The following is a 12,570-nucleotide window of genomic DNA, read 5'->3' on the forward strand; positions in this document are numbered from 1 at the left end:
AGGTCAGTTTTGATTGTCAGGTTGGGAAATCAAGTCCCATTTCGCGATAGCGCTCGGGATCATTGCCCCAGTTTTCGCGCACTTTCACGAACAGGAACAGGTGAACCGTCTGTTCGAGAATTTCCGAGATTTCCTTGCGCGCCGACTGGCCAATCGCCTTCACCGTCTCGCCCTTGTGACCAAGCACGATCTTCTTCTGGCTTTCGCGCTCGACATAGATGACCTGCTCGATACGAACCGAACCATCCTTGCGCTCTTCCCAGCGTTCCGTTTCCACGGTCGAGGCATAGGGAAGTTCTTCATGCAGGCGCAGGTAAAGCTTCTCGCGGGTGATTTCGGCTGCGAGCTGGCGCATCGGCATGTCGGAAATCTGGTCTTCCGGATAATACCACGGGCCGTTCGGCACGTTTTCAGCCAGATATTTCGCCAGATCCTTGCAGCCCGAGCCATTCAGTGCCGAGATCATGAATGTCTGGTCGAAGGTCACCAGTTCATTGGCCTTCTGTGCCAGCGTCAGCAGAACCGGCGGATCGACGCGGTCCACCTTGTTCAGCACCAGCACCTTCTTCTGGCGCACATTCTTCATGCTTTCCAAAAGCGCTTCGGCATTCTCATTGAGACCGCCCTGCGCGTCCAGCAGAACCAGGATGATATCCGCATCCTTCGCACCGCCCCAGGCGGTGGTGACCATGGCGCGGTCGAGCCTGCGCTTCGGGCGGAATATGCCGGGGGTGTCGACCAAAACGATCTGAGCCGGACCCTCGATGAAGATGCCGCGCACCAGTGCGCGTGTTGTCTGCACCTTGTGCGTGACAATCGATACTTTCGTGCCCACAAGCTGGTTGACCAGTGTGGATTTCCCCCGCATTTGGCGCCCCGATCAGCGCAACAAAGCCCGAGCGGGTCTGCCCGGTTTCCGTTTCGCTTTCTGTCGGTGTCGTCCGATTATTCATTGTCCATCCTTCCAGACGATATTTTTATAGAGCGTGATCCCCTTGGCACGCCCGCCTCCCGTGCGACCTGTCGTCATTACAACGAAATTTGTCGCAATCGATCAATTATAACCGATCTCGATTGAAAAAACGTGAGTTCTTGCGTCATATAGTTTCGTCGCGCTTCCACACGCCTTGGCGGTAGAGCATAGCCTCTGCAGCACTCTGTTCGGCGATGCGCTTGGAGCGCCCCTCACCGTTTTCCGGCGCAAAGCCTTTCACCTGAACTTCGACCACGAAAAGCGGGTCATGGTCCGGGCCGCTGCGGCTCAGGACCGAATAGGACGGGTGCACATTGCCCTGCTGATGCGCCCATTCCTGCAATTCCGTCTTGGCATCGCGGCGCCCTGCGCCGGTCTCCAGCGACCGTTTCTTCCAATAACGCTTAATGAAGGAGCGCGCGGCTTCAAGGCCGCCGTCGAGATAGATCGTCGCGATCAGCGCTTCCACGACATCGGCGCGCACATTCATGAGGCGCTTGTCGTTCAGCGATTTGATATCGGAGCCGGTGTGAATGAAATTGGCGAGACCGATTTCGTCGGCAATCGCCGCACAGGTTTCGGCATTGACGAGCGCATTGAGGCGCACCGACAATTCGCCTTCGGAAGCCTCGGGAAATGCCTCAAACAGCATTTCTGCGACAGCGAGCCCCAGCACACGGTCGCCAAGAAATTCCAGCCGCTCATAATTCGCCCGCGATGGGGCCTGTACACTTGAATGGGTGAGCGCACGTTCCAGCCGTTTCAAATTAAGAAAACGGTGTCCTGTGCGCTCTTCCAGAATGGATGCTGCCTGCCCTGCGGAAACCATCTCAGTTTCCGGTGACGGCCGTGTGGGGCGCAGCATTCACAGAACTGAACAGACGGCTGAAACGCACATCGGTCGGCCATTTCCAGATTTCCAGCGGGCTGGCTTTGTCCGCGATGGAGAAGAAAATAATATTGGCGCGACCGACGAGGTTTTCGAACGGCACATAGCCGACGCCGAAGCGGCTATCGAGGGAGTTGTCGCGATTGTCGCCCATCATGAAATAATGACCGGCTGGCACTTCGAAGACGCGGGTATCGTCGCCGATGGAATTGGGTGCAAGATCAAGCGTGTCGTAGGTCACGCCATCCGGTAACGTCTCACGATAGACCTCGACCGGACGGTTTTCTTCCGTCACATCGGGATTGTCGATGGTGCCGATGCGGTCGCGCTTGACCGGCTGGTCGTTGATATAAAGCACACCACCGCGCATCTGCACGCGGTCACCCGGCAGGCCGATCACACGCTTGATGTAATCAACGGACGTGTCGCTCGGCAGCTTGAAAACCACCACGTCGCCGCGCTTCGGTTCCGCGCTCCAGATACGTCCCGAAAAAAGGTCGAGACCAAAAGGCAGCGAAAAGCGCGAATAGCCATAGGCATATTTCGACACGAACAGATAATCGCCTTCCAGAAGCGTCGGGCGCATCGAGCCCGATGGAATGCTGAATGGCTGGAAAAGAATGGTGCGGATCACCAGCGCCAGCAGCAGCGCCTGCACGATAACGCTGATGGTTTCGCCGAGGCCGCCGGACTTCTTGGTTTCACTCTTGCTGGACACGCTCATTGTCTCTCCGCTTGCGATAACGCGATCTAATAACCGCTAAGATTGCGTGAGGCAATCCGCGCACTGCTTTCTCGCACGATTATGAGCAGGAGTTTACCTGTCACAATCCCAACAAGTTTCGTGTAGGCCTACCAAAACCGCTCAAGCCGATTCCGGCAACGCCTCGATGATCACGAAAGCCTGCGCGAGAGGAAAATCATCGGTAATTGTCAGATGTATGGCAGCGCGTGTTCCCGGCGGCAGGAGTTTCTGCAACTGGGTGGCGGCTCCACCCGTCAGATGCATTGTGGGCTTGCCGGAAGGCAGGTTCACCACCCCCATGTCGCGCCAGAACACACCGCGCGCAATGCCGGTGCCGAGTGCCTTGGCGCAGGCTTCCTTGGCGGCGAAGCGCTTGGCATAGGATGCAGCCCGCTGCTGGCGGCCATCCGATTTCTTCTGTTCGATTTCGGTATAAACCCGATTGCGGAAGCGGTCGCCGTGCCGCTCAAGCGCTTTTTCGATACGCCGGATATCGATAAGGTCACTGCCTATTCCGACGATCATATTTGCTGCAGCCCCCGCTCGCCGTGCAGCCTGTGCTTTTCAGCCAGTCGCTCCAGACGACGACGGCGAAACCCCGAGACTGCATAGCGCGTCACAAAATAGACAAGCACGGCGCAGGCTGCGCCCAGAATTGTCGAACCGAACAGCATCGGCTTCAGAAGCGGCGTCCAGATTTCATCGAAATGCATCGTTTCGAGAGCACGGCCAAAATGCACAGGCGGCGCTGCATCCACACTGCCATTCATGATGAAGCGGCCCAGTTCGAACGTGCTGCCCCAGATGAAGGGTAAAGTCAGCGGATTGGCCAGCGTGGTGCCGATGGCGGCAGCTGCAATATTTCCTGCCAGAAAATAGGCAAGCACAATCGCAATGATCAGATGAAAGCCGAAAAACGGGGTAAATGCCGAGAAGACACCCACGGCCAATCCTGCCGCCACCGCATGCGGCGACGCGGTGATGCGCAGAATCCTCTTGCCCCCGTACTTGAAAGAACGGGAAAAGGAGCGACGCGGCCAGAGCATAAGTCTCAGGCGCTCGCGTCGGGTCAGCGGATTTCGGCGTTGGAACAACATGGGCTCTTAATACTGCTCTCCTCGAGCGGAAACAATTGCTTTTATTAGATCATCCTATCGATCATGCATCGCGGTATTCTGTCGGCGCCAGCTCTGATTTCGGCTGGTAATGACGAGGGGATACGCCCAGCATGCGGCGAAACATTGTCGTAAAGGCCGAAACACTGTCATAGCCGAGATCGAGCGCCACGCTGGTTACGGCTTCCCCTTCCGAAAGCCGGGGAACGGCGGCGAAGAGGCAGGCCTGCTGACGCCACACCGAAAGGCTCACCCCTGTCTCACGCTGGAAATGCCGGGTAAAGGAGCGCCTGCTCATGGCAAGCCTGTCCGCCCAGTCATCGATTGTGACGCGCGAAGACGGGTTCTTGACAAAGTCGCGACAGAGCTTTTGCAAGCGCGGGTCGTTCGGAATGGGCAGTCCAAGCGACCTTTGCGGCAGCGTATGCAGATCACGCAGGATCAGTTCGATAACCAGCGCGTCGCGGCTGCCCGCTTCCGGTATGCTGTCGATCATGGTCGCATCGATGATGAGGCAGCGCATCAGATCAGTCAGCCCCACGACATGCAGATAGTCGGGCACGCCGGATACGGCATCGGTGCTGATATAGATCGAGCGCATATAGACATCGCCAACGATCTCGACCGAATGCTCGATGCCAGCCGGTATCCACATGGCATGATCGCCGGGGATCATCCAGCGACCGGCATTGGTTGTAACCAGAACGACGCCCTGCGAAGCACACAACAGCTGCGCACGCGAATGGCTGTGGAGCGGTACGAAATAGCCGTCGGGATATTTCGTCGGAAGCGCCACTACCGGCCCGGTCATGGTCTCCAGCATCGCCACGCGGTCTTCGTGGAATCTTTGCAGTTCCTCGCTCTCGGGTAAGAAAAGACGTGATGGCGATGGCGGCTTCATCTCAAATTCGTTCTTAAACAGCTTAGCTTGGCCCACTCTGACAAGTAATGGACCAAATCACGAAAGCGGGCGGCGAGCAATATGCTTATGAAGAGAGAACTGGAGAGTACGCTTGACGAAATCTCCTTTCGGAATGGCATCCAAACGCTCCTTTTCTTTCCAATATGCGGGAAGGTTGGAACGAAAGACGGATACTTCTTATAAAATGCGTTCGATCTGATTGAATTGGGTCGGCGCTCTGCACGTTTATTTTAACGCACATCTTATCCGAAAACCGCTGATGCTTTTCGGGATGTGTTCGAGGAGTCGCATTATGAGCATGAGTGCTGCGCAGCAGCCGTCCAACAGCGGTGCGGACAATACGGTCCTCACCATCATATTGGCCACAAGCATGGGCCACTTTCTGAACGACATGATGCAGTCGCTCCTTCCGGCCATCTATCCGATGCTGAAGGACAATTACAGCCTGTCCTTCTGGCAGATTGGTCTTCTCACCTTCACTTTCCAGATGACGGCATCCATTTTGCAGCCGCTCGTCGGCATCTATACCGACCGCAAGCCGATGCCTTATTCGCTGTCTTTCGGCATGGGTTGCACACTTGTCGGCCTCGTGCTGCTGGCGACCGCGCATCATTATTCGGTACTGCTGATGGGCGCTGCCTGCGTCGGCTTCGGCTCGTCCGTTTTCCATCCGGAAGCATCGCGGGTTGCACGACTGGCCTCGGGCGGCAAGCACGGTTTCGCACAATCGCTGTTTCAGGTGGGCGGTAACTTCGGTTCGTCAATCGGCCCGCTGCTTGCGGCATTCGTCGTGCTGCCCTTCGGCCAGATCAGCGTTTCGTGGTTCTCGATCGCAGCTTTGGCGGGCATGTTGCTGCTCTGGTATGTCGGTAACTGGTATAATCGCTATCGTCTGGCCAATGCCCGCAGGGCGCAGCCTGACAAGACGCTGCCGCTGCCGCGCAACCGGGTAATCGCCACGGTTGCCGTGCTCGCGCTGCTGATCTTCACCAAATATATCTACATGGCGAGCCTGACGAGCTACTACACCTTCTACACGATCCACCATTTCGGCGTGTCGGTGCAGACCTCGCAGATCCTGCTGTTCCTCTTCCTCGGCGCTGTGGCTGCGGGAACGATCTTTGGTGGCCCGATCGGTGATCGCATCGGAACGCGCAAAGTGATTTGGGTGTCGATCCTCGGCGTTTTGCCCTTCACTCTGGCTTTGCCTTACGCAAATCTTGAGATGACGGCTGTGCTGACGGTGATCATCGGCTTCATCCTGGCCTCGGCCTTTCCTGCCATCGTGGTCTTTGCGCAGGAACTGCTTCCGGGACGTGTGGGCATGGTGTCCGGTCTGTTCTTCGGCTTTGCCTTCGGCATGGCCGGCATCGCAGCCGCGGTTCTCGGCATCGTCGCCGACCGCAAGGGCATCGAGTTCGTCTATACGATCTGCTCATATCTGCCATTGCTCGGCCTTCTGACCGTCTTCCTGCCAAAGCTGGAAAAGAACCGCAAAGCGAAAGCCTGAGCCCGAACTTGAAAAGCGCTCCCCGAAGAGGGGGAGCGCCGCACGTCCCCCAACGGCGGCGCTCCCATGCCACTGACCTTTTGACGGCCCGGTACAGCGGCATCTCCAGAACGGTTCGTTGGAACCGCTCGATCAAATGCAGATCACACGGCGAAGCTGAAGCCTTGCACCGTTTCCCTGCGAAATTCATCAAAGGCCGCCGCGACGAGGCGGATCAGCGGCTTGCCATCCTCGGTAGCGCGGATGAGGCTACCCTTCACTTCGACCAGACCATCGGCGACCAGCGGGCGCAGCAAGGCGAGTTCATCAGAGAACTCCATACCCGGCGCCACATCATCGAGATCGACCTCAAAATTGCACATGAGCGCGGTGATGATTGCTGAACGGAGCCGGTCGCTTTCGCGCATCGTATAGCCGCGCACCGTGGCAAGCTCGCCCGCATCGACGGTCTTGCGATACTGCCCGATATCGGGAATGTTCTGCGCATAGCCGCCCGGAAATTGCGAGATGGAGGACGGCCCAAAACCGATCAGGGTCTGGCTTCGATCCGTGGTATAGCCCTGGAAATTGCGGTGCAGCAGCCCCTTGCGGGCAGCAACTGCCAGCGCATCGTCCGGCAAGGCATAGTGATCGATACCCACCGGCTCGTAGCCGAGAGCGGAAAAACAGTCAGCCACCACTCGCGACTGCGCAAAGCGCGCTTCAGCGTCGGGCAGTTGGCTCGCATCGATCAGTCGCTGGTTGGCGCGGCGCTGCGGCAGATGTGCATAACCATAGCAGGCAACGCGGTCCGGACGTAGCGCGGCAACCGTCTCGCAGGTGCGGCGCAGACTGTCCACCGTCTGCATCGGTAGACCATAGATGAGATCGAAATTGATTTTCTCGATGCCCTCACCGCGCAAAAGCCATGTGGCTTCCGACACGGTTTCCATCATCTGCACCCTGCCAATGGCCTTTTGCACACGATTATCGATATCCTGGACGCCAAGGCTGGCGCGGTTGACGCCCATGAAAGCCAGCGTCCTGACGAGGTCCGGCGTGACAGAGCGCGGATCAAGCTCAATGGCATGCTCCATCGTCGGCGCAAATTCGAACACCGAGCGCAGCGCTGTGATAATTTCCAGAAACTGGGAAGAATTCAGGATCGAAGGCGTTCCGCCGCCCCAGTGCAGATGGGTGACGCGCGGACGGCCGGTCAGCACATGGCCCACCGTTTCGATTTCGTTCAATAGCGAATGATAGAAACTCTCGACGACATCGTCGCGTATGGCGACCTTGGCGTGGCAGCCACAATAATAGCAGAGCTGCTTGCAATAAGGCACATGGATGTAGAGTGAGGTGCCCTCGCCCGGGCCAATCTGGCGAAGCCAGCGATGCGCAGTCTCGGATGCGAAGGGAACGAAATCGGCAGCCGTCGGAAAGGACGTATAGCGCGGAACAGCAAGTGCAGCGTAACGCTTTATCGCTTCTTCATGCATGGCGCACCCACCTCGCGCGGCGCGCGGACTGGCGAAGTTCGGCCAGTGCGAATGGAGACGCCGATGCCTGAACCGGAATTGCAACCTGCAGGACTGGACGGCATGATGCGGCACGATATACCGCATGAATGACAGCCAAGGTTGCAGTGACCAGCCACAAGAGCACCCGTCTTTCTCCCCATTTACCGCGCGGCCGTCCCTTTTGTAGCCGCATCAATCTTTATGGTAGAAATTACAGGGCAACGCGGCACCCCGCATTGATTTGAATCAACGGGTGACGATGAATGAGCAGAGTATTGGGAGCTGGAGAATCTTCAGCAGAAGTGCTGCACGCCTATACGGTGAAATCAGCGCACCGGACTGATTTCAGGCCCAGCTTCGATCAGGCAGAATATACGCTAAAACAAAGAATTAGAGCGATTACAACAGATCGACCTTAGACCGTTTTAAAGTGCGTCGAAATCCATGCCCGCAACAGCTGCAAGCGAACGGCGCGACAGAATTTCGACCGTATTGGCGTCGATGAGCTGGATCAGGCCCTGGCTCTTCAGCTTGGTGAAGCTTCGGCTCACCGTTTCGATGGTAAGCCCCAGATAATCCGCGATATCCGTACGGTTCATCGACAGATGCACCGGATTGGAGCGTTCACCGCGCTTTTCGGCGCGGGAGGACAGAACCAGCAGGAAGCTCGCAAGTTTTTCCACCGGCGCAAGACGACCGAGCACGAGCTGGTTGTCGCGCGCGGTGCGCAGTGCAGCCCGCGTCATCTGGTGCAGCCTTTCCTTGAGCTTTGGAAAGCGCTCCATCAGATTTTCCATTTCCTTCGTGGAGAAGGCACACAGGACCGAAGGCACCACTGCTTCCGCCGACTGCGAATAGACATCATCGTCGGCAAGACCGAGATAATCGCCGGGAAACAGGAAGCCCGCAATCTGGCGGCGCCCATCCGGTAGAGAGGTATAGATGCGCAACATACCGGACGTCAGGCTGAAGACCCGCCCCTTCAGCTCACCCTCCTCGACCAGCATCTCGTTCGCATCCAGCCTTTTGGACGTCATGATCGCTTCCAGCGCACCAAGATCGCCGTCGTCGAGCGCAGCACAAACCGCCATACGGCGCACATCGCAGTCGACACAGATGCCGCACGGCGCGCGAAAAGGCGATTTCGGATCGAAAACTAAAGGTGCTACAGCCACGATGGATTCCTGTCGGCGAGAACTGATCGGACTCTTCTATCAACCATCTAGATTACGTAAATAAAAGGCCCCACGTAAAGGGGAATCTCACCGCAGAGCTTTAATAGCCCTGCGGCATCAACACTTATATTATATCCAGCCAGAAAGTCTTTTAATATACAACGTTTCTAAAGAACTTCCCGGCAAGAAATAACCGTCAAATATTGCGGCTGCCCGGCTTGATGGCCGGGATTGCCGCCAGTTCCGGCGGCAGATTATCGGCGGGGTAAGCTGGCACTTCATATTCCGCAAGCGCGATCAGCTTGGTGCCAACATCAGCCTTGCCCGCCGACCGGTCAACGATGCAGGCCGCAGCAACAACCTCGATGCCGAGCTCTTTCATGCAGTCGATGGTTTCGCGGATCGACAGGCCGGTCGTCACGATATCTTCCACGATCACCACGCGCGCGCCCTTGGGCACATCGAAGCGGCGCAGGCGGAAAACGCCGTTTTCGCGTTCGACCCAGACCGACGGCACACCCAGATGGCGCGACGTTTCATAGGACGGGATAAGACCGCCAATGGCCGGCCCGACCACATAGTCGATGGGACCGAGATTGGCCGTCTTGATCTTTTCTGCCAGCGCCTTGCACAGCTTTTCCGTCTTGTCGGCATGCATGAACACACGCGCCTTCTGAAGGAAAATAGGGCTGCGAAGGCCGGAAGTGAGAATGAAATGGCCTTCGAGGATCGCTCCCGCTTCGCGGAAGACGGCAAGCACGCCTTCGGTGTTCATTTTGGTCCTATCCGTTCACGCGCTTGGCGCCGCTGACGCTCGCGCTTTCTTTCAATTGGGAAATGATGCGGTTGAGGTGTTTCAAGTCCCACACCTCGACGTCGATGATCATTTCGGTAAAGTCCGGTGCGGTGCGCACCATGGAGAGATTGTGAATATTGGCGTCGTTGGCCGCAACAATCTGGGCGATTTCCGCCAATGAGCCCGGTGAATTGATCGCCGAGACGCTAACGCGGGCCGGAAAGCGCTCATGCATCGTCTCATCGATATCCCAACGCACATCGATCCAGCGTTCCGGCTGATCGTCATAGGCGGTCAGCGCCGGTGACTGGATCGGGTAAATGGTGATACCGGCGCCCGGCTGGAGAATGCCGACGATACGGTCACCCGGCACCGCGCCTTCCGGCGCAAAACGCACCGGCAGATCGGAATTGGTGCCACGGATTGGCAGAGCACGCTTGCCCGGCTTCGTCGCGGTTTCCTGATCCTTGCCCTTATCGGCCTCGGAGCCTTCACTGCCTTCGGGAACCTTGAAGATCATCCCGGCAGCATTTTGAATGTTGAACCAGCCTTTTTCGCCGGTCTTGGCGGGGTTGTTCTGCGTTGTGACACGCGTATCCTGATAGTCTGGATAAACGGCCTTCACCACATCGGTGGACGGCAGTTCGCCGCGCCCGACGGCGGCCAGCACGTCTTCCACATCCTTTCGCGCCAGACGCGGCAGGCCCGGTTTCAGGATATCCTTGCTGAATGGCTTTCCGGCGCGCTCGAAAGCGCGTTCGAGAATACGCATGCCGAGGCCGGAATATTGCTTGCGCACGGCGGAGCGGGTCGCACGGCGGATCGCAGCGCGCGCCTTGCCGGTCGCAACCAGAGATTCCCAGGCCGCAGGCGGCACCTGCGCCTTGGAGCGGATGATATCCACTTCGTCACCGTTCTTCAGCTCGGTCATCAGCGGCATGATGCGGCCATTGACCTTGGCGCCAACACAGCTGTCACCAATATCGGTGTGCACGGCATAGGCGAAATCGATCGGCGTCGCACCGCGTGGCAGTGCAATCAGGCGGCCCTTCGGCGTGAAACAAAAAACCTGATCCTGAAACAGCTCCAGCTTGGTATGTTCCAGAAACTCTTCCGGATTATCGCCTTCGGAAAGCTGCTCGATGGTCTGGCGCAGCCAGGCATAAGCGTTGGTTTCCGTCGAGATCGCGTGCGGATTGTTGGCGCTGCCGCGATCCTTATAGATCGAATGCGCCGCCACACCGAACTCGGCAATTTCATCCATCGCACGGGTGCGGATTTGCAGTTCGATACGCTGGCGTGACGGACCGATAATGGTGGTGTGCAGCGAACGATAGTCGTTTTGCTTCGGCGTTGAGATATAATCCTTGAACCGCCCCGGCACCATCGACCACGTCGTATGGATCAGCCCCAGCGCCCGATAGCAATCCTGCACCGTATCAACCATGACACGGAAGCCGAAAATGTCGGACAGCTGTTCGAAGGACAGGCCCTTGGTTTCCATCTTGCGGAACACCGACCACGCCTTCTTCTGGCGGCTTTTGACACTGGCCTTGATGCCGTTCTTCTCGAAAATCTCGGACAGGTCCTTTTCGATCTTCTGCAGGAGACCGCGGTTTTTCTCTAGAAGTTCAGCCAGACGGTCCGTAACCGCGCGCCATGCATCGGGATTGATATAGCGGAAGGCCAGCTCTTCCAGCTCTTCGCGCATGTCCTGCATACCCATGCGGCCAGCGAGCGGCGCATAGATATCCATGGTTTCTTCGGCAATGCGCAGGCGCTTGTCCTCGCGCATGACGCCGAGCGTGCGCATATTGTGCAGACGGTCGGCAAGCTTGACCAGAAGCACGCGCACATCTTCGGCGATGGCCAGAAGCAGCTTGCGCAGGTTTTCCGCCTGCACGGCCTTCTTGGAAACCAGATCGAGCTTCTTGAGCTTGGTCAGTCCTTCGACGAGCTTGCCGATTTCCGGTCCGAACAGCTGGTCGATTTCCTGACGGGTCGCGGTGGTGTCTTCGATGGTGTCGTGCAGAAGCGCGATGGCGATCGTCGCCTCATCCAGATGCATGTCCGTGAGGATGGCCGCGACTTCGAGAGGATGAGAGAAATAAGGGTCGCCGGAAGCACGTTTCTGGCTGCCATGTTTCTGCATGGCATAGACATATGCCTTGTTGAGAAGCGCCTCGTTAACATCCGGCTTGTATCGCTGCACACGCTCCACAAGCTCATACTGGCGCATCATCTACGACAACTCCCTCAAACCAACGCCGGGCGGTTCGCGGCCACGCCGCAAAACAATGACACCCCAATCGAGCACAACTTCGCAAATTATCGAGTGTTTTGCGAGCTTTAGCACCGACTTTCTGCCAACAGGATTAATTTCAGACAGAAATCAATTTCCTGCAAGCCGCCGCAGCGATCATTTTATGTTCACGCGCGTAAAAATACGCGCCGCGGCCTGATGAGCCGCAGCGCGTGTATAAAAAGGCAACCCGATAGCGGATTAGAAGTCGTCGTTCTTTTCCGGAGCGACCAGACCTTCGATACCGGCCAGAAGCTCTTCTTCCGACATGCGGTCGAAAGACACAATGTCTTCCTCGGCAGCATCGGCAATGCCTTCAGCCAGTTCGTCGGACGACGACGTGATCTGGGCAGGAGCAGCAGCTTCCGGCTCATCCACTTCCACATGCTTCTGCAGCGAGTGGATCAGGTCTTCCTTCAGATCGTCCGGCGAAAGCGTTTCGTCGGCGATTTCGCGCAACGCAACGACGGGGTTCTTATCATTGTCGCGGTCGACAGTGATCGAAGCGCCCTGGGAAATCTGGCGGGCGCGATGACCGGCGAGCAGAACCAGCTCGAATCGGTTCTCGACTTTGTCTACGCAGTCCTCAACAGTGACGCGGGCCATACACGGTCCCTTTCATTTTCGAACTTTAAACGGATTTT

11 protein-coding genes and 1 pseudogene are annotated in these 12,570 nt (G+C 57.3%); 1 reads left to right on the forward strand and 11 read right to left on the reverse strand.

What is annotated here, in order from left to right; genetic code table 11:
- Positions 1-16: 16 nt before the first annotated feature.
- The 6 genes and pseudogenes from era to QLQ11_RS04980 form a co-directional block, all read right to left on the reverse strand.
- Positions 17-953, reverse strand: a pseudogene (era, locus tag QLQ11_RS04955) (GTPase Era).
- Positions 954-1,097: 144 nt separating this feature from the next.
- The gene (gene rnc / locus QLQ11_RS04960; protein WP_121535583.1) at positions 1,098-1,802 is read right to left on the reverse strand and encodes a ribonuclease III; all 705 of its coding nucleotides are present in this window, start codon (positions 1,800-1,802) and stop codon (positions 1,098-1,100) included.
- Between the two features lies 1 nt (position 1,803).
- Positions 1,804-2,586, reverse strand: coding sequence for a signal peptidase I (gene lepB, locus QLQ11_RS04965; RefSeq protein ID WP_121535580.1), 783 nt, complete (start codon positions 2,584-2,586; stop codon positions 1,804-1,806).
- A 141-nt stretch (positions 2,587-2,727) separates the two neighbouring features.
- The gene (acpS, locus tag QLQ11_RS04970; protein WP_109368649.1) at positions 2,728-3,132 is read right to left on the reverse strand and encodes a holo-ACP synthase; all 405 of its coding nucleotides are present in this window, start codon (positions 3,130-3,132) and stop codon (positions 2,728-2,730) included.
- Positions 3,129-3,704: a type IV secretion system effector BspA gene (gene bspA, locus QLQ11_RS04975; RefSeq protein WP_124915588.1), complete on the reverse strand. Its 576-nt coding sequence runs from the start codon at positions 3,702-3,704 to the stop codon at positions 3,129-3,131. The genes acpS and bspA overlap by 4 nt, the downstream gene beginning before the upstream one ends.
- Before the next feature lie 61 nt (positions 3,705-3,765).
- The gene (locus QLQ11_RS04980) at positions 3,766-4,623 is read right to left on the reverse strand and encodes a helix-turn-helix domain-containing protein (RefSeq protein WP_109368647.1); all 858 of its coding nucleotides are present in this window, start codon (positions 4,621-4,623) and stop codon (positions 3,766-3,768) included.
- Positions 4,624-4,936: 313 nt separating this feature from the next.
- Here QLQ11_RS04980 and QLQ11_RS04985 point away from each other — a divergent pair, with 313 nt between their 5' ends.
- Entirely contained in the window at positions 4,937-6,154 is a 1,218-nt protein-coding gene (locus QLQ11_RS04985; RefSeq protein WP_121535571.1) for an MFS transporter, read from the forward strand.
- Positions 6,155-6,297: 143 nt separating this feature from the next.
- On the opposite strand, the gene hemN is transcribed toward QLQ11_RS04985, so the two are convergent.
- The 5 genes from hemN to rpoZ form a co-directional block, all read right to left on the reverse strand.
- Positions 6,298-7,632: an oxygen-independent coproporphyrinogen III oxidase gene (hemN, locus tag QLQ11_RS04990; protein ID WP_124915587.1), complete on the reverse strand. Its 1,335-nt coding sequence runs from the start codon at positions 7,630-7,632 to the stop codon at positions 6,298-6,300.
- Between the two features lie 446 nt (positions 7,633-8,078).
- Positions 8,079-8,744 (reverse strand): helix-turn-helix domain-containing protein, encoded by a 666-nt coding sequence (locus tag QLQ11_RS04995; protein ID WP_210261576.1) that lies wholly within the window; start codon positions 8,742-8,744, stop codon positions 8,079-8,081.
- A 280-nt stretch (positions 8,745-9,024) separates the two neighbouring features.
- The gene (gene pyrE / locus QLQ11_RS05000) at positions 9,025-9,603 is read right to left on the reverse strand and encodes an orotate phosphoribosyltransferase (protein ID WP_109368643.1); all 579 of its coding nucleotides are present in this window, start codon (positions 9,601-9,603) and stop codon (positions 9,025-9,027) included.
- Positions 9,604-9,610: 7 nt separating this feature from the next.
- Entirely contained in the window at positions 9,611-11,866 is a 2,256-nt protein-coding gene (locus tag QLQ11_RS05005) for a bifunctional (p)ppGpp synthetase/guanosine-3',5'-bis(diphosphate) 3'-pyrophosphohydrolase (protein WP_109368642.1), read from the reverse strand.
- 261 nt (positions 11,867-12,127) lie between these two features.
- Positions 12,128-12,532 carry a DNA-directed RNA polymerase subunit omega gene (gene rpoZ / locus QLQ11_RS05010; protein ID WP_109368641.1) on the reverse strand — a complete coding sequence of 135 codons (405 nt, stop codon included), beginning with the start codon at positions 12,530-12,532 and terminating at the stop codon, positions 12,128-12,130.
- Between the last annotated feature and the right edge of the window lie 38 nt (positions 12,533-12,570).

It is taken from the genome of Ochrobactrum sp. SSR (assembly GCF_030067775.1).
Lineage (GTDB): Bacteria > Pseudomonadota > Alphaproteobacteria > Rhizobiales > Rhizobiaceae > Brucella > Brucella teleogrylli.

Bases quoted from the DNA above. Each gene is read 5' to 3' on its own strand.
- pyrE (WP_109368643.1), bottom strand. From the start codon at position 9,603: ATGAACACCGAAGGCGTGCTTGCCGTCTTCCGCGAAGCGGGAGCGATC.
- QLQ11_RS04995 (WP_210261576.1), bottom strand. From the start codon at position 8,744: ATGGCGGTTTGTGCTGCGCTCGACGACGGCGATCTTGGTGCGCTGGAA.
- acpS (WP_109368649.1), bottom strand. From the start codon at position 3,132: ATGATCGTCGGAATAGGCAGTGACCTTATCGATATCCGGCGTATCGAA.
- QLQ11_RS04985 (WP_121535571.1), top strand. From the start codon at position 4,937: ATGAGCATGAGTGCTGCGCAGCAGCCGTCCAACAGCGGTGCGGACAAT.
- bspA (WP_124915588.1), bottom strand. From the start codon at position 3,704: ATGTTGTTCCAACGCCGAAATCCGCTGACCCGACGCGAGCGCCTGAGA.
- lepB (WP_121535580.1), bottom strand. From the start codon at position 2,586: ATGAGCGTGTCCAGCAAGAGTGAAACCAAGAAGTCCGGCGGCCTCGGC.
- QLQ11_RS05005 (WP_109368642.1), bottom strand. From the start codon at position 11,866: ATGATGCGCCAGTATGAGCTTGTGGAGCGTGTGCAGCGATACAAGCCG.
- QLQ11_RS04980 (WP_109368647.1), bottom strand. From the start codon at position 4,623: ATGAAGCCGCCATCGCCATCACGTCTTTTCTTACCCGAGAGCGAGGAA.
- rnc (WP_121535583.1), bottom strand. From the start codon at position 1,802: ATGGTTTCCGCAGGGCAGGCAGCATCCATTCTGGAAGAGCGCACAGGA.
- hemN (WP_124915587.1), bottom strand. From the start codon at position 7,632: ATGCATGAAGAAGCGATAAAGCGTTACGCTGCACTTGCTGTTCCGCGC.
- rpoZ (WP_109368641.1), bottom strand. From the start codon at position 12,532: ATGGCCCGCGTCACTGTTGAGGACTGCGTAGACAAAGTCGAGAACCGA.